Source organism: Methanococcoides sp. DA23, from assembly GCF_057593895.1.
The window spans coordinates 772,676-791,604 of record NZ_CM172520.1 but is presented as its reverse complement, the minus strand read 5'-3'; the positions used below and the strand labels follow the sequence as shown (position 1 = coordinate 791,604).

Sequence of the window (18,929 nt, the reverse complement as noted above, 5' to 3'; positions counted from 1 at the left end):
ACCACAGCAGGCAATATTACCTAAGTGCATGTGAACCTTTTGGTAATATCAGGCACACATCTAAATATATTAGTGATCAGGAGAGAGGTTTATTTTAAATTCTTTGAAATTTTTTTAAATCGATAATGAATAAAAAGCATAAATGACAAAGATCCCCGAAGGAAGTTTGTCACCATCAAATAAGGTCATCCATCTTCAAGAAGTTCATCAACTAATTCAAGAAGGTCCTTTACCACCAATTTTGAACTTTCATCGATTCCAAGAGCGAGATTATTGACACAAAACGGACATGTTGTCAACAACACATCGGCAATCTCAGCCTGACCCACACGCTTAGAAGCAATATTTCCGGAAATTTCCGGGAACTGTGCCCTTACGCCACCACCGCCGCCACAGCAGCGTGCAGATTCCCTGCTATCAGCCATCTCCACAAATTCAATATCAGGGATCTTATTGATGACATCCCGGGGTGCATCATAGATACCAAGATGTCGGCCAATATGACATGGGTCATGATATGTCACAGTTTTTTCATAAGGCTTAAGGGGCAGCTCCTGTTCGCTCAACCACTCAATGAAATGCAGAGCCTTGAACGGCAATTCCATGAATTGCGGATACTCTTTCCTGAACATCCTCAAACAACCAGCACATGAGAACAGAACTATTTCTGCACCGGTCGCTTCGATCGCTTTGACATTGGCCTCTGCCTGTCGCCTGATATTGTCATCAGAAAAACCAAGCCTTCCAAGAACACTGCCACAACATACCTCATCAAGCAGCGTATAATCCGCCCCAAGCTTTTTCAATATAGAGATACCTGCCTCTGCAGTCCCCTTATTCCTATAGGCTGCACTACAACCAGTAAAATAAGCGATCTTTGCCTTGTGTGGTTTCTCACCAAACATCTCAAGCCTACTCTTCCCCTCCCCGAAAGGATTACCCAGCATTGCAATAGATTCTGCGATCTTACGATGAGTAGGACTCATAATATCTGAAGCCACAAGGTCCTTCCTTACAGCCTCCACAACCCCCACAACATCTGTTGAAGAAGGACACCTACGAGTACAATCCGCACAGGTCGTGCACTGATACAGCCTCTCAACAACAGACTCATCCGGTTCGATATCGCCTGAATAAAGTCCATAGCAAAGTGCCATCTTACCCCTTGCCACCGAAGAATCCCACTCGACATCAGCAAAAATAGGACATACATCCTTACAGAACCCACACTGAGTACAATTGACCAGTTCCTTTTTCCACTTATCCAGATTATCGGTTCGCATTCACTCATCCTCCACATGATATCGAAGACGCGCAATGAAATTTTCATCCCAGTCCATTATCTTGTACGGGTTCATAATATTGTTCGGATCAAGCCCTTTCTTGATCACCTTCATAACCTCAAGGCTTGATTCCCTTTCCCTAAGGAAGAATGGGGCTTTCGTCATCCCAACACCATGCTCACCGGTTATCGTGCCACCAAGCTCCATGACCTTCTCATAGATCTCCGAGACCGCCTTCTCCGCCTGATCCCAATGTGACTGCATTGTCGGGTCCATCAGGACCTTCGTGTGCAGATTGCCATCCCCGGAATGACCATAACTTGCAATAATAATATCATATTTATCCGAAATAGCCTGAAAAGCCTTCACAGCTTCCGGCACCTTGCTCATGGGTACGGCCATATCATCGGCAAGCATCACTGTCACAAGGTCATCATGGTACTTTGACAAAGCAGGTATCATCGCCTTCCTGCCCTTCCATAATTCCTCTTTCCGCTCGGCATCATAAGTAAAATCAACAGATATGGAACCGGACCCCTTACAGATCTCCGTCACTTTCCCGATCTGATCCTTCACATCATGAGAACTGCCATCGACCTCTATCAACAGTATTGCCTCTTCATCGGGAAGTCCAAGACATACAGCCTTGTTCACCGCTTCAATACAAACACGGGACATCAATTCCAGCCCGGAAGGAATGACAGGATAAGCAATGATATTAGAAACGCACCTGCCCGCATCTTCAAGTGTCTCAAAAACAGCCACTGCAACCGCAGTAGCTTCTGGAAGGGGAATGATCCTGAGATTTACCTCCGTGATAATACCAAGCGTACCCTCCATACCGCACATCAGCTTTTCGAGCTGGTATCCGGCAGAGTTCTTCAATGTCCTTGACCCGAACCGTGCAATTTCCCCCGTAGGAAGGACAACTTCCATTCCAAGAACATAGTCCCTTGTAGCACCATACTTCACAGCATTGCCACCGGAAGCATTCGTAGCCACCATGCCACCAATGTTCGCAACGTTCCCACTGGAAGGACCCGGTATGAAAAAACCGTATTCCTTAAGTTTAGCGTTCAGGTCCTTATGGATAACCCCGGGCTCAACGACCACATACAGATCCTCAATGTGAAGCTCTTTGATAGCATTCATCCTTTGAAGGTCCATGACAACCCCTGCTGCAACAGGTACACTATGCCCGCAAAGAGCAGTTCCTGCACCCCTGGGCACTACAGGGAAGAGAAGCTCATTTGCAAGTTTCACTACACCTGCCACCTCTTCAGTGTTCTTTGGCCTGAGGACAGCATCGGGCATGCTGCGGTGTATTCCGGCATCTGTGGAATAGGCATACAGTTCCGCAGTGGATGTGCTTATATTCTCATCCCCCACAACTTCCCGAAGCCTGTCGATGATCTGTTTTTCCATTTTTACTCCTGTTCATTCAATAAGTGGAATAGTAAGACTTCCCTGAGGAAGGATTATCGCATAAGGTTCTTTACCCTCTGCTTTTATAGTAGCCACCGCTTTATCAAAAGCCTTCTGGATGCTTTCCTGAGGCTCAAGTTTTGCACGGAGCAGTATTTCGTCATCAAGGTCAGAAACTGCCCACATCTTCGCCATTGTACCGATCTGTGCCATTCTCGCAGCCTTGTGGAAACCAAGCTTATAGCATTGCGAGGTCTTTTCCATGACATCCTCACATGTAGCAGAGGAACTCAGCAGGTTCAGGAATGTATCCTCCCCCACCCCATCACGACATTTTGAGACCATGATAATAATACCACCCTCCTCAAGAGCAAGCCTTCCATTCTCAAGGGCTTTTTGCGACTGGTAAAGATCGATATCCATAGGATACGGAGCAGCGGTCAGTACGATATTACCTTTTTTAGTGGCACTGGTACAGAATACCTCATTTGCCTTTTCCACGGCTGCATCAAAGGACTTGAAAAGGTCACCTGCAGACATCGCATAAAGCCCATGGTCTGCAGTCAATATAGTCTGTATGGAAAATATATTGAGATCACTAAGAACTGCCATGGCATCGGTCATATCCTCTGCCACAGGGTTGCCCTCAAGAGCAAGGGACTGGGCCTTATTTGAAAGAGCATGCTTGTGATTCATCTCGATCGTCTTAAAACCGGCAACTCCGGGAAGGAAGGCTTTCCTGCCACCGGTGTACCCTGCAAAATAATGTGGTTCGACACTACCTATAACAAGGATGTTACCTGCTTCCCTTACCATCTTATTGATGTACATCTCTGTGCCGTTAGAGGAGACACCAAGATATTCCATATCCTCATCTTTCCTTGCATCGTGAACATAGATGGAATCTTTGAACTCATCATACAGGTTTCCGAAAATAAATCTGAACTCATCTTCAGTGGGTCCCCTGTGTGCACCTGTAGCAATTATGAACTTCACATCAGGATGAGAACGTAAGGTATCCTGCACCTCTTCAAGAACCCGGGCAGTAGGCGTAGGCCGTGTGGCATCGTTCACAATAACGAGCATTTTGTCGGCATTGTTCGCAAATTCCTCGAAGGGTTCCATTTCAACAGGGTTAGAAAGAGCTTCTAAAATTATGCTGGACTCGTCCCCTACTTCTGGTTCGTTGGGGGATAAGACCTCATGAGGAATGGTCACATCGATATCAACAAAGTCTTTTCCATAGGGGATCTTTACATTCATTATTGTTGCTCCTTTTATAATATGTCTGAACTTTGTGGTGTATATGAACCATTGTAAGTGAATTTAGTATAAAAATGCTAGTGAAATGAGGAATTATTGAATAGGGAATTTTTAGGCAAAGAATTTCTACAAAATCCTAGGTTAAAAAAGATAAAGGTGAGCAACACTTAAAGTTTGCTCAACTCAACGACCCGTACATCCGGCACCACATCCCTGAACATATCCACAGTTCCCGGATGACAGGTAAAATAAAGCACCTGATTCGACAAGCTCAGCTCATTGATAGAACTGATCGCATTCCTGCTACGTACCGGATCGAAATTCACAAGAATATCATCGAACACTATAGGCAAAGACTCGGAATGCTTACCAAGCTCTTTAATGAAGCCGAACCTCAAAGCAAGATAAAGCTGTTCAGCCGTACCCCGACTTAATTCAATTATATCCTTACGTTTTCCTGCTCCATCTTCAACAAAAATAGCAGAAGACCCAAGTGGAGAATACAACCTTTCATACTTCCCACCGGTAATGTTGGAAAAGAATGACTGGGCCTCAGTGATAACATCCGGCTGCCTTTCCCTCTCATACCTCTCCATTGCCTTTGAAAGAATATGTTGTGCAACGGAGTATGTTGCCCATTCCCTCGACCTCTCAGTAAGCCCTTCTTTAAGAGATTCAAGTTCCAGACGCAATGCAGAACCTTCATTATAACCCTCAAGCTGCTTTATCTGGTTCCTGATACTTCCCTTCTCATCGTTTAAAGCCTCGAGTCCATCATCGACCTCACCTATCAAACCAACAACTTCGAGCTCTTGTGCATTCAACAAGTCTAATTTTGAACCATTAAGCTCATCCACGATCTTCAGATGTTCATCATCGTTTCCGGAAAGTTTCCTCACATGCGACTCAGCGATCTCATAGCCACTTCTTGCTCGAACAAGTTCATCCCAGACCTTCGCATTACTGACAAACTCAGCCTCGGTCTCAGAAAACCCTTCCTTAAGAAGAACGGACATATCGTTCAAATACCCCAAATGCTTATCCTCATCATCCTTAAGGTTAAACACAAGACCATCCAACTCAGATACCAGGCCATCCAGCCGGTTCTTCTCACTTACTGCTTTCTCAACATCATCCCGAAGAAGCTCCAGCTCCGTATCAAAACCAAGCCCCGATTCCTTTCTCCCACAAACATCAAGGACCGAACGGATCTTGCTCCCATACAACTCTATCGAGCCATCATAGGATCCGATCTTATCGACCAGGCCCTTGATCTTATTCTGAATTTCGTAACAATTCCTAATCGAAGTGAAAATATCAAGAATTCCCTCAGTCGTCATCTCAGAAGAAAGGTCATACCTTGCAAGCCACTCCTTCCACTTACCCAGAACAATATCCCTTTCAGCTTCCTTTTCCTTAAGATCAGTGGTCAGCACATCTGAACGACCAACCAGCTCATCAAGGTCCTGTTTGATCTGTTCCACTTTCCCGGTCTTCGCAAATTCCGCATTCACATCATCCCGCAACTTCAGAACATCCTGATCAATGGAACGTCCCGAATTCTCACGTTCACACATATCAAGCAGCTTCCCAGCATCCACCTCGAACTCTTCAACAGACCCCTCGCAACTTAATAGCTGAGACTGAATATCACCGATGGAAGCAAGCTTATCCATCCCCTCTCGAATAAGGGCAAACTTATCAGGCATATCCTCAGGAGCAATATCCGCATCCAGCTCATATGAAATAAGCCACTCTTTCCACTCGGCTTGAATTTCCCGATAGAACTCTCTCATATCGTTAAGTTTTGATTCAAGCGAAGCATACTGTTCAAGAGATGCGACCCTTTCCTTCTCGAATCCATCCCTCTGCGACCTAAGATCAGAAACCGACCTGATACCAAGAGCATATTCCTTAAGCTCATCATACCGAGCTTCAAGTACAGACCTTTCAGGTATATCTTTAAGATCACAGGAAATAGCATCATCCAACATCTGTTCCCTTATGGACCTTATCTCCTGCACCACCTGCTCTTTTGCATTTCCTGATCGGGCAACCCCCACATCATCCACAGGAAATGTTGAACTTTTACCTGCATCCCTCACAGACACAGAGTAAATAACAGCCACAATGAACAGACAGATACATGCAACGATACCTCCCTGCAATTCATCATACACATAACCAGCCACCAGCCCGGCAATACCCATGACAGCAAAGACCCCTGCAGGCCACATCGGCATCTTCTGATTTGTTGCAACAGGCATTTGCCCCATCATTGAAGCAAGATTCTCATCCCTCTCCAAAGATTTAAGGTCCATTTCCTTCTCCTTAAGAGAAGAGTATCGGCCCTGCAAATTCTTCAACGATGCAAGCATCCCACGAAGCTCGGCCTCAGGGATATGCACATCAATTGTATTTATCTTAGCATCGATCCCATCTATAATGCCATCGATCCTGGTAATGTCATTCTTTAACCATTCAAGCTGCTTCTCAAGGTCACGTATATTCAATTCCGTATCATTAAGACCAGCCTTCATAGAGCTGACATGCTCCCTCAAACTGCTGGAAATATCGAAATTGTCCAATATAGATTCATCCCACTTACTTCCAATATCCTGCAAAACACTAGCAAGCTCTTTCTTCTTAACATCAAGCTTGATCCTGAGAGAAGTTATTTGCTCAGTATTGGAACGATAACCCGTCACACGATCAGCCATATTCAGAATTGCAGACCTTTGCAGCAGTATCTTGCCATAAACAGTTTCTTGCGTTTGGTCCTTTTTCGAGATAGAATCCTCGATCGATCTGAGTTCCTGACGCAGGACCTTTATCTCGCCATCCAGGGTATTTAGTTCACCATGGCGCTTGCGTACAGCATCTATTGCAGGTATGGACCTGTCGAACCCATTCAACTTATCTTCATCCCAGTCAGGCCCAAGTTCCTGAAACATAGCTCCGAGTCTTTTCTGCTCCCCCTTTAATGAAATCTTCAGGTCTGGAAGCTCGGCCATTTCAGCCCTGTATTTCCCGATACCTTTGCCCAACTCGAATATAACATCCTTCTGTGCAAGCAGACCCTCATCAACCAGAATATTGCCCTGTTGCTTTAGGTTCCTTTCAATGGAACTGTTCAGTCCAGCAATGCTTTCATCTATATCCTTTATCCTCTCTTTGATGCTCTCATATCGATTAAGCCCATTGTCAGGAAAACTTTCAAGCTTGGGAAGGTCTTCGAGTTTGCTGGCATGGATCTGAAGTTCCACCCAATCATCCCACACCGACAAAAGAGCCTTTATATGTTCCTGTTTTTCCAAAAGAACTGACTTTGTTTCCTTGAGCTCACTTATCTTTTTTTCCTTATCACCGATATCACTATGCAACAGATCATAGGCATATTGTCCATCTTCGATATCCTTTATGTTCTGCTCGATATTATTGATCCCAGTAAAAAGAGTATTTATCAGTGGCTTCTTTCCAGAGGGTTTGAACAGGTCCCCTTTTTTAGTATCACAAAATCTTTGTATGGAAGATATCGAAGCGGCACCAATGCCTGTTCCTGCACTATACAGTTTTCCACTGATGGAATCTCCGTTCAGTCTATTGAAATCCTGCAGTTCGTCCAGACCAAAAGCATAGACGTTCTCAAAAACATCCTTGTCTGCATTGCCGAGAAGCTTTGCAAGTTCTGCCCCATCTCTGATAGTACCGTCTGGAAGAAAGATTTTCAGACCATCCTTTGCATATCTTTCGATGGTATACACATCCCCATCATCGCCGTAAACAGAAAGTCTTCCGCCATGCTGCCCACCCTTGAACGGAGGGTAATGATTGCACTTGCTTCTCTTGTCCGGGAAGCCAAAGAGCGTCCTCCTTATGAATGAAAGCAAAGTGGATTTCCCGGCTTCGTTCTCACCGTGCAGCACAGTCAATCCCGTACCCAGATCATTAATGGAAAGGTCATTGAACTTTCCAAACCCATCTATGTTCAGATCAGTTATTCTCATACTCACCCTCAGGGATCAAATTGTTCAGAAGCAATTCTTCTGCATTCCTTGCGATGCTGACAAGTTCATCGTCATCAAATGTCCTTAGAATGTGTCTTATTTTTCCTTTTCCAAAAAGGGTATGTAGAGGTTCATCAAGTTCTTTAAGTTCATCAGGGTCAGAACAGATCTCATCGGTTATGCTCAATATATCGGAAATGAAATTATCTCTGCTTAAAAGGTTCTCGCGCTCGAACGGGAAAGATGTTTCGTCCTTCAGCCTTTCTATCCAGACCGAACCCGGACCGACATCATAGTTTTCCCGCAGATGTTGCACAATATCGTTCAAAAAGTCCTCTTTCACCAGAAGTCGTTTTAATGGGCTTCTGCCCTGAAGTCTGAACCTGCAGATGACATACCTGCCCTGTGCGATCTCAGAGAGCTTTTCCATACTATCTTCCAGTGCTCCGATCAGATCCGCTTCTGTTTCAAGCTCTTCCACAGATATTTCCTCGATGTACCATCGAACAGAATCCACAGGTACAAGATCGACCTTTGTATCACCTTTATTATTCACTTCCACCAACATGCATCCCCGCTCCCCCAATTCCCCGGGATCTCTTCCCTGCGGATTGCCGGAATAGACTATGTGAGGTTCGGTTTCCAGTACCTGTGGGTAATGTATGTGTCCAAGTGCCCAATAATCGTAATTTGTTTCTTTAAGGTCCTGCATAGTGCATGGTGCATAAGGGTCATGACCTTCACCTGAGCCCACCGTGCAGTGGAGCATCCCTATGGTGAATGGAGAACCTGATTCCTTTTGTTGAAAACGCTTTGCAAGGTTTTCCTGAATGTTCTTTGTGCGGTAACTGATCCCATTGATAGCAGCGATCAATTTGCCGTTCTTTTCCACGAAAACGCTTTCTACATCATCCCCACTGAAAACTTTAACATTATCAGGCCATTCCAGACTTGCAGACCATCCATTCAAAGGGTCATGATTCCCATGTGTTATGTATGCTGCAATGCCTGCTGCTGAAAGCCTTTTAAGTCCTTCGAGAAATTTTAGCTGGGCATAAAGACTTTTGTCAGCACTATCGTATATATCACCGGAAATTAAAAGAAAATCAGCATTCTTTTCAATACAAGTATCAATGATATTGTTGTAAGCAGCAAATGTAGCCTTTGTCATCACATCACTTAATTGCGGATTTATCTCTGAAAGCCCATGAAAAGGACTGTCCAGGTGAAGGTCCGCTGTGTGTACAAAGATGAGATTTTCATTATCTTTGGGGTTTGAGCTTTTTTTTGCAGTCATGTGAAGGACCTTTCAGAATTTTTCTAATATTATTAGATAGATGATTATTATTTAAAAGTTATGAAATTGTATAAGCAGAGTGGCAGTAATACTGATTAGAACTCAATGAGATCTTTGGAAGTAAATAAGGCTACGTGAAAAAAATGATATTATTCCGGCTCTGTAGAAATCCTCGATATTCGGACACTAATCCAATTTGAAAAGATTATGGGATGTGTTGCATGATGTTGGAATATAATTCCAATTCCAGTCTATATATGTTGATTTTGATAGGTTTTCTACAGAGCTATTTTTTGCATTAATGAAGTACTTTTTTAGTTGAAATGTCCCAATACGAAAAAATTGATTCTTAAGTATTGATTAAAAAAAAGACATCTGAATGCTCAGATGCCATTAGATCAGATGTTAGTATTTCTTGCGCTGCAGGAAGAATACCAGTCCAATTATTAAAGCTACTGGCAGTGCAACTGTTGGAAATTCGGGGATCTCCTCCTTGTTGACGCTGTAATTTACTATCAGCTTGCTGTAGTCGAGTTTCACAGCCCAACACTTGTCCTCACCGTTAGTAGTGTCAATATCAAGGAATACATTCATTTCCCCATCAGCCATCAATGAAGGGTATATATCAAATTCTGTTACACTCCATACATCATCAGATCCCTGAAGTGGACCAATCGTGAATCCATCTGCTTTGATGTTATCAAATTCTTTAGGTGAATCCACATCCCCTGCCCTGATAATGAGCTTCACAGAATTGATGGTTATACCCGGGTCTGCAAAATTCGGAAATGTATGGTTCCAGCCATAGTCCTCATACCCCCAACTATATTCTTCAAAACCAAATCCTAAAGGTTTAACATATTGAGGTGGAGTACTTTTTTTGTCTACTATTTGAGTAAATGTGAACGTCCCATCCCCATTATCAACAGAACCATCAAATGTAGCTGGCATTGGACCTACCACCATGAAAGGCTGCGAAAGGTGCTCAGCAAATGCAAGTCCGGGGTCTGTACCAAGATCATTTTCTTCCAAAGCTGCAGCAACACCACTTAATGAAAAACATAATATAACCAACAACACCAATATTTGATATCTTGTTTTCATTCATACCAACTTCCAGATATCTGGATATTAAACATAGACACTATCCGCAGGTGAGACTTGGAGAATGCTTTAAACTGGCAGTAAAGCATAAGGGCTAACATAAACGGCAATCCATATCGTTCATATTGCCCCCCAGACGATAATCACCACTCAGTAGAATATACTTTTTCACGTTATTAATAACTTATCCCAAAAATATGAGAAGTATGAAGGATGAAATATAGTAACGACTATATATTTCAATGAATTGCTTTGTATTAAATGGAAAATATTGGGGTTTTCAACCCCAAGTACTAAGTTATCGGAAAGAGAAAACTCTTCAATACAGAACCCACATAAATCTACTTATTAGGAACATCTGATTTGTTTTCTTGGTAATTAGCTTTAATACTTACTAATTAGCGATGGAACTGCCAATCCCATACTCGATTACTTTTACAGGATAAAGGAGATAAATATCGATATGAGGTGTTGGCACTCTAAATATCCTCTTGATCATTAGCTTGAAAATTAAGAGGATTTCTACAGAGCCAGAAATACCCATTTTGAAAATTGAATATTGCAGTTAATATTTATTTTTTCAATTTTCTGAGAAGGTATTTCCTTTTGAAGTATACCAACAGCAAGATCAACACTCCGACTACAAGTGTAATCTTTGATAAAAATGTGGGGACACCTATTTGATTTGTACTTGGAACCTCTGTATTTCCGTTTGAATTCCCATTTTCAATTGTTGAAGATGTCAATTTTGCAGGCTCCTTTATAACTACTGGAGCTTCCTTTTCCTCCCCAGTTATCGCAAATGGTGAGAAGCCAGGCGTCTTTGCCTCAAAGTAAATGTATGAATCATCTTCTCCAACCTTCATGGTATTGAGGGCATTCCATTTGCCTTCACTGTGGCGATATAATGTTATTGAACTCTCATCAATGTCGTTCTCTATCAACCAGGCTTTTGCTACACTGAAACCTATTACAGGATCAGCAATATTGTCTTCAGTAGCAAATCCTGATTTACCAACCCAAATGTTAAGGTTGCTATAGACAACACCTGGAGCACTTTCATCAACCATTGCAGATCTGCTCTTAAGCACTTCAACAGTTGCTGAAACCCTTCCGTAATTTCTCAATGCAGAGAAGTTGATGTACTCAATTGCATTCTGCTCGTCATCGAATGCGTAACTGATTGCAAGTCCACCTACGATGTCCTCTGTTTTCACATTCTTAAGTGCGATATTCTCAAAGGCTTCGCCGGTTGCTCCACTTCCACCACCGCCACCACCGCTGCTCTTAGAGGGGGGTGGAGAGGTCCGTGTGACATTTATGGAAGTTGTGTTGGTGTTCCCTGCTGAATCTGTGACGTTTGCATAAATTCTGTTGGTACCTGCAGACAGGTCTACTGTTTCTATGAAGGTTCCATTGAGTCCTTCAAAGGAGTTTTCAATTCCGTTAACCGAAACAGATGCAGGGGATCCAGTACCGTTAGCAATACCTAAGATGGGCACTGACCCAGAGTCTGTGGAATATCCATCCGCAGGTGAGGTTATGGCAATAGTTGGTGTTGAATTGTCTATGGTAAATGCCCAGCTATGGCTCATGAAGTTGCTGTTGTTGTCAGTAGCATTGACCATGACATCTATGGTCTGGTTGTGGGCAAACTGCACAACTGTAATATTTGATATGTTATAGCCCTTTGATATCGATGTGTTCGTGAGATCAACTTCAGTGCCATTAACCATCATTGAAATGCTGCTCTTGTTCACACCGGATGCGTTATCTGCGATATTTACGTAGATCGAGGGCTGTGTATCATTGATATACGAACCATTTGCAGGGATATTTCCAAATGCATAAGGTGATGAGGTGTCATTTATGTTGATCATGACTGTGTCAGGATCTCCATAGTTGCCTGCTGTATCATTGTATTGTATGGTATAGTTGAAATCTCCCAATCCGATGCTTGTATTTACCGGGATGCTGAGATTGCTGTCATTTGTCCACTGCTGTGGCGAAACTACCTCAGTTCCATTGAGCAGGACCCAGTAGTATTCCGGGTGAAGGTCGAAGAGTTTCCAGTATGTGAAGTTTGCAGTGCTGTTTGCTGAAAACTCGAGGTCTGCCGGTTTTGTCGATGTGGGCTTTGTTGCATCTACGATAAAGGACCACAGGTAAGTGGCACTAACACTGAAATTGTTTTCCGCACTTACTGATACATTTATTATGCCATCGGGGTATGGCTGGGAGGTTATATTCCCTATCCTGTATCCGTTGTCGATCGTTGCATTTGTAAAGACCACGGATGAACCGTTGATCATCATATTGAAAGCATCTGGATTTAGACCACTTCCCCCATCGGTTATATTGACAGCTACATTGGTGTTATTGTTGTTAGTGTAAGAGCCATTGAGTGGGAACTCATCCGAGAACAAAGATGGATTTGTTGTTTCGTTGTACGCATTCAACGCGTCGGCTCGACCGTAGCCATATACATTATCAAATCCTATATCCCCAAGATCGATCGCAGAGGAATACAGAATTTCCCTTATCTCATCTGCTTTCTTGTCAGGCGAAGCAGACCAGATCTGGGCTGCAATGGCTGCGACATGGGGTGCTGATGCACTGGTTCCGTAGAATGGATTCACAAATCCAATCCCTGTAACGGACACACCATCAATTCCTACGATGTCAGGTTTTGAACGCAAAACCTGTGAGGGGTATGAAATTGTAACTGGACCCTGGGATGAGAAGTATTCTATCGTTTCAGGAGTTGTTGCTCTGACGGCCCCCACAGCGATTACATCTGGAACTGCAGGGTGTCCGAAGATTGAATCTGCAACCGTTAGGTTACTATTTGAAATTGAGACACCATTTCCCGGATATATGTAGAGTTCAAGTATTTTTGAAGCTGAATTATTGTAATTCTTGACCTTTATTGTAGTATTGAATGTTGGACCAGATGGATTTGAGAGTTCAAAGTATTCTATTGGATCATCGTCCCCATTTTGAGTGTTGTTGCTAATTGCTAAAATACCTCCATTGTCCTTATCAAATAAATATAGGTCATAATCGTTCCCTGATAAACCAAATTTGTCACCCCATTGAAGTACAATTCTTGCGGTTCCATTTGGCGAGAGGGTAAGCTCAAAGGATTTATTATGAAAGTCAGTCCCATCGTCTGAATATTCCTCCTGGTAATGTCTACTAGCTGAATTCCCTGCAGAGGATACATAGATAACATCGTTGTTAGCGATTACATCAGCAATATGTGATGCAACCACTCCGTCTTCGAAAAAAGGCTCTGTTATCCAACCTATATCATCAACTATAACATCGCACCCTGCATCTACGAGTGCGTCAATTCCAGAGTTGAAGGCAAGTTGATTACCACCCAGGTCATGGAAATAAAGTTCAGCCCCAGGTACCATGTCATGGATGATCTCGAGCATTGCGGTACCCTCATCGCCACCATATGTGTTACTAAGTACTGTTATACTTGGCAGGTCTCCAAGGGCTCTAGCACTTTCCCAGCTATCTACTCCATCGGAGATCACTCCTATCTTCATCCCTGTCCCGTTGTAGGAGTAATTTGTCCTGACCAGATCGGTCCTGTGGATCGCATCCCCTTCCGTGGTAACCGAACCCTTCCTCACCTCTGGTGGCAGGACTGTTCTTATGTTCCTCACATCTTCAATACCTGCCAGCTTTTCCAGGTTGCCGACTTCTACCCATACAACAGCAATTTTGTTCTTGGCATCCCTGTCTGTTATGCTCCATACATAGGGTTCGATGTTTTCAATGATTGATGATGGATTGAGATAGATGTAGGCATAGACCAGATTATCAGGAATTTGGGTATCAAGGTTTCTGGAAATAAAGTTTGTAGAACTGAATTGAGCAGGAGTATTCATCTGCAGTTCAGTAATTTTTAGTTCTTCATCAGGATCGTTCTCGTTTATCAGTTTAAGGAGATCAGTGCTCAATTTTTTTTGGGCATCCGTCATACTGGATTTAGAGTCTTCTATCTGGGCTATACTTTCAAAAGTAGATGTGTACTCTGCCTTAAAGTACACATCAGCAGAATTATTTTGGAGATCTGTGTCTGTTGCATGACTTATCCCAATTGAAAGTAGTATTAAAGAAATGATCCCCAGGTTGAATATAAGCTTTTTAATCTTCATCTCAGATCCCCTTTTCCAATAAACATGACTATTTAATGACATTATTATATTAAATATATTCTATAGTTAGTACCATATTCAATTTTCTCATTTCAAAAATCTAATACAATCCCACACAATAATTTACATAGAGTGGAATGAAATTAAAAGATCTTTCTGATGAACAATAGAAATTTATTAAATCTTTTAGTCGCCACAAATGAAGAACATTAGAAGAAGAATTTTGGTGATCATAGACAAAAATGTAAAAAGGGGGTAGTGTAGTGTACTGCATCCACATTTTAGTTAGTCTCAAGAGCTACAAGAGAAAGGCCTAACTTCTTTTCCAGTTCTTTTACTTCGTCAACAGCATCTTCACTCAGTGATGCATATTTGGTGCCCTCATCAGAAAAAGCAATAATGGTTACACCAAGTTTCTTTTCTGTAGCATCGATGGCATCCATATTTTCTTTACTTAATTTTGAGAATGTCCACATATTTCATCACCATATTTTATGCATACTTACTAACTAATATGCATTTCCATTTTTTTAGAAAGTTGTATATTTACTAATTTATAGATTATATATTTTAAAATGATTTTTAAAATATACGAAAGAATTACGTGGTATTTTCAAAACACAACAAGTCAGAGATGTAAACCTCTTAAAAAAATCACGCACTTTAAACTAATTATAAAATTACTAACTTTCAGATTTTTATGTTTCATTGTAGCCACATACACATTAGAAATTGTTAATTCAAACATCGGCTATAAGTAAGAGTGTCAAAAGCCCAAGATCCTCTTTTTATGGCATGCACATAATCAATTATTGAGAATCCAGCACTTCGATAACCAAAACAAAAAAAGAAAAGGACACTTCGACAACATTATCGAAGTGCTACTAAATTGATATTGGATCCTTCGTCTCCTGAAACCAATATATATGGTACCAGCTACCGCCAGTACGAACAATGTACCAGCGACATCAAGCACCTGAGAAGGATGAAGACGTTGATACTACGATCAGGCGAGATCGAAGCGGTCAAGGTTCATTACCTTGTTCCACACCGCTACAAAGTCGTTCAGAAACTTCTCCTGAGAGTCCTCACATCCGTAGACTTCTGTCAAGGCCCGGAGCTGGGAGTTCGAACCGAAGATGAGGTCGACACGGGTGCCGGTCCACTTGAGTTCGCCTGTTGCGCGATCACGGCCCTCGAACACATCATCCGAGGTTGCCTTCCACTCTGTGCTCATGTCAAGCAGATTCACGAAAAAGTCATTGGTGAGCGTCTCCGGCCGCTTGGTGAAAACGCCGTGCTGGGACTGTCCGAAGTTGGTATTCAAGACGCGCATACCGCCTATGAGAGCCGTCATCTCAGGAGCGGTCAGTGTCAGTAGTTGCGCCCGATCCACCAGCAGTTCCTCTGCCGATACAGCGTATTTGGTTTTCTGGTAGTTGCGGAACCCGTCTGCTTTCGGCTCGAGTACACTAAATGACACAACGTCGGTTTGCTCATCTGACGCATCCGTGCGTCCCGGCGTGAAGGGAACGGTCACATCGTGACCGGCATTCTTTGCCGCTTGCTCGATACCTGCACATCCACCCAAGACGATCAAGTCGGCAAACGAAACCTTCTTCCCGCCTGACTGAGCGTTGTTGAACTCCTTTTGGATCCCCTCAAGGGTCTCAAGCACAGTCGCAAGTTGTTCAGGCTGGTTGACTTCCCAATATTTTTGCGGCGCAAGACGAATGCGCGCCCCGTTCGCCCCGCCGCGCTTGTCGGAGCCGCGGAAAGTGGACGCCGATGCCCAGGCTGTCGAGACCAGTTGAGAGACAGACAGTCCCGAGGCAAGGATCTTGCTCTTGAGGTCTGCGATATCCTGAGATTCGATCAGCTCATGATCCACTGCAGGAACCGGGTCCTGCCAGATCAGTTCCTCTCCCGGGACCTCCGGGCCGAGATAGCGGGAGCGAGGGCCCATGTCGCGGTGAGTCAGCTTGAACCAGGCGCGTGCGAAGGCATCTGCGAACTCTTCCGGGTTCTCGTGAAAGCGCTTAGCAATCGGTTTATAGATCGGATCCATTCTCAGCGATAGGTCCGCAGTGGTCATTATGGGTGGTTGTCGTTTGGACGGATCGTGGGCACCCTGTACGGCATTCGCTGCAGCCGGGTCGGAGGGAACCCACTGGTAGGCTCCGGCAGGGCTTTTGACCAGATTCCAATCATATCCGAACAGGGTATCGAAATAGCCCATGTCCCATTTGGTAGGGGTCGGGTTCCAGGCTCCTTCAATGCCGCTGCTGATCGTATCGTCGCCCTTGCCGCTACCGAAGCTGCTCTTCCAGCCGAGTCCCTGCTCTTCGATGGGGGCACCCTCTGGCTCGGGTCCCACATGTGCCGCATCGCCAGCGCCATGACACTTGCCGAAGGTGTGCCCGCCGGCGACCAAAGCGACGGTCTCTTCATCGTTCATGGCCATGCGCGCGAAGGTCTCTCGAACATCACGGCCGGAGGCTACCGCATCCGGTTCACCGTTCGGCCCTTCCGGGTTCACGTAGATGAGACCCATCTGCACGGCTGCAAGAGGATTTTCGAGCTCCCGGTCACCGGAGTAGCGCTCATCGTCAAGCCACTCGCTCTCAGTTCCCCAGTAAGTATCCTCTTCCGGCTCCCATATGTCTTCGCGCCCGCCACCGAAGCCGAAGGTCTTGAATCCCATGGACTCAAGCGCGCAGTTTCCTGCCAGGATCATCAGATCGCCCCAAGAGATCTTTCTGCCATATTTTTGCTTGATCGGCCAGAGCAAACGGCGCGCCTTGTCGAGATTTACATTGTCCGGCCAGCTGTTGATAGGCGCAAAGCGCTGGTTGCCGGCCCCTCCGCCCCCACGGCCATCGCCCATGCGGTAGGTGCCTGCGCTGTGCCATGCCATCCGGATGAAGAGTCCCCCGTAGTGACTGTAATCGGCCGGCCACCAGTCCTGCGAGTCGGTCATCAGCGCATTGAGGTCCTTTTTCAGAGCCTCCAGGTCGAGTTTCTTGAATTCCTCAGCGTAGTTGAACTCTTCGCCCATCGGATCGGACTTGGAAGAATGCTGGTGCAGAATGTTAAGATTCAACTGATTCGGCCACCAGTCCCGGATCGACGTGCCACCGCGGGCAGTAGATCCCATTGCCGGTTTCTTGCTATCTTCATTCATAATGTATTCTCCTTTCTCAGGATATTCTGATCATCAGCGACCGATATTCCAAATGCAGTAGTTAGTACCTTCGAAGGTTTCTCTTTATCCATTAAATTCCACCCCAATTTTTTGCAGATAGACACTTGAATAAACTATCAAGTCATGATTAAGCTAAATTTTTGATTATGCCCCCGCAATTAAGAAAATTATGTTCTTTGAGAATAAATAGATTGACACACATCTAGAATATATTTGAGTTACATTTCTCTTTTATTTCAGCCTATATAGTCACCAAAACCGTGGAAGGGATTTCTACAGAGCCCATATGATGTTGCTTATATGAGTTTAAACTGAAAGTGGCAGAATACTTAATTTACTTTTTATAGAACTACGTGTTACGAAATGATAAATTATTAATACTATAATTGCTTCATTCTGAGTATGACTTTTGATGATAAAAGTGTTAAGAGTGAAATTGCAGACAAATGGGATGTCTCTTCGCAGACCTATGATTCCCATCATGGTCACGGTATCAAAAGTGATACAGAAGCAAAAGCATGGAATAAACTGTTCACCGACCATCTTCCAAAAGGCAAACTCGAGATACTCGATGTTGGCTGTGGTACCGGGGAATTGAGCATTCTCCTGTCACAGATGGGTCATCATGTAACAGGAATCGACCTTTCTGAAAACATGATGGAAAAAGGCAGGGTAAAGGCACGTTCCAAAGGTCTTGATATTACTTTTATAAAAGGTGATGCTGAAGCACCTCAGTTCGAGAACAAGTCTTTCGATGTTGTTTTTAACAGGCATCTTCTCTGGACACTTCCAAACCCGCAGCGTGCTTTGAACTCATGGCAAAACGTTCTGAAAGAAGGAGGGCATGCTGTGATAATCGATGGTGTCTGGGATGACCGGTCTCTTGACACAAGAGCAAGGAGATTTGTGAGCAATCTCGCAACAATGTTGCTCGAGCGTCAAAACCCTTGGGAACACTATTATTCTGAGCAGATAAAGGCACATCTTCCGAATGTAGGCGGCACTCCGTCAGAGCGTGCACATGGTTATCTTGATTCTGCAGGGTTTGGAAAAATAAATTGTGTGGACCTCAGGCATATACGCGATATCCAGAAGATGCACATGCCTTTCAGACAGCGTATTTGTTACAATTATGATTATTATCTGATATCTGGTCAGAAATAAATTTTT

The 18,929-nt window shown here is 43.9% G+C and carries 10 protein-coding genes; 1 reads left to right on the top strand and 9 read right to left on the bottom strand.

The annotated features are described in order from the left end of the window. Positions 1-185: 185 nt before the first annotated feature. The 9 genes from AC20MK_RS03995 to katG all read right to left on the bottom strand — a co-directional run bounded on the left by AC20MK_RS03995 (position 186) and on the right by katG (position 17,738). Positions 186-1,283 carry a (Fe-S)-binding protein gene (locus AC20MK_RS03995; protein WP_487356704.1) on the bottom strand — a complete coding sequence of 366 codons (1,098 nt, stop codon included), beginning with the start codon at positions 1,281-1,283 and terminating at the stop codon, positions 186-188. After that, a complete protein-coding gene (locus AC20MK_RS03990) occupies positions 1,284-2,708 on the bottom strand; it encodes an FAD-binding oxidoreductase (RefSeq protein WP_487356703.1) in 1,425 nt (474 codons plus the stop codon). A 12-nt stretch (positions 2,709-2,720) separates the two neighbouring features. Beyond that, on the bottom strand, positions 2,721-3,971 hold the full coding sequence (locus tag AC20MK_RS03985; protein WP_487356702.1) for a nickel-dependent lactate racemase family protein: 1,251 nt from the start codon (positions 3,969-3,971) through the stop codon (positions 2,721-2,723). A 167-nt stretch (positions 3,972-4,138) separates the two neighbouring features. Next, the gene (locus AC20MK_RS03980) at positions 4,139-7,978 is read right to left on the bottom strand and encodes an AAA family ATPase (RefSeq protein ID WP_487356701.1); all 3,840 of its coding nucleotides are present in this window, start codon (positions 7,976-7,978) and stop codon (positions 4,139-4,141) included. Next, positions 7,965-9,275, bottom strand: coding sequence for a metallophosphoesterase family protein (locus AC20MK_RS03975; RefSeq protein ID WP_487356700.1), 1,311 nt, complete (start codon positions 9,273-9,275; stop codon positions 7,965-7,967). Before AC20MK_RS03975 ends, AC20MK_RS03980 begins: the two co-directional genes overlap by 14 nt. A gap of 405 nt (positions 9,276-9,680) precedes the next feature. Beyond that, positions 9,681-10,307, bottom strand: a complete 627-nt coding sequence (locus tag AC20MK_RS03970; RefSeq protein WP_487356699.1) for a PEF-CTERM sorting domain-containing protein — start codon at positions 10,305-10,307, stop codon at positions 9,681-9,683. Positions 10,308-10,951: 644 nt separating this feature from the next. Then, positions 10,952-14,554, bottom strand: coding sequence for a PGF-pre-PGF domain-containing protein (locus AC20MK_RS03965; protein ID WP_487356698.1), 3,603 nt, complete (start codon positions 14,552-14,554; stop codon positions 10,952-10,954). A 281-nt stretch (positions 14,555-14,835) separates the two neighbouring features. Next, positions 14,836-15,030, bottom strand: coding sequence for a hypothetical protein (locus AC20MK_RS03960; protein ID WP_487356697.1), 195 nt, complete (start codon positions 15,028-15,030; stop codon positions 14,836-14,838). A 530-nt stretch (positions 15,031-15,560) separates the two neighbouring features. Next, complete coding sequence (katG, locus tag AC20MK_RS03955; RefSeq protein WP_487356696.1) at positions 15,561-17,738, bottom strand: catalase/peroxidase HPI; 2,178 nt, start codon at positions 17,736-17,738, stop codon at positions 15,561-15,563. A 423-nt stretch (positions 17,739-18,161) separates the two neighbouring features. On the opposite strand from katG, the gene AC20MK_RS03950 reads away from it, so the two are divergent. Then, positions 18,162-18,923, top strand: a complete 762-nt coding sequence (locus AC20MK_RS03950; protein ID WP_487356695.1) for a class I SAM-dependent methyltransferase — start codon at positions 18,162-18,164, stop codon at positions 18,921-18,923. The last annotated feature ends 6 nt before the right edge of the window (positions 18,924-18,929 follow it).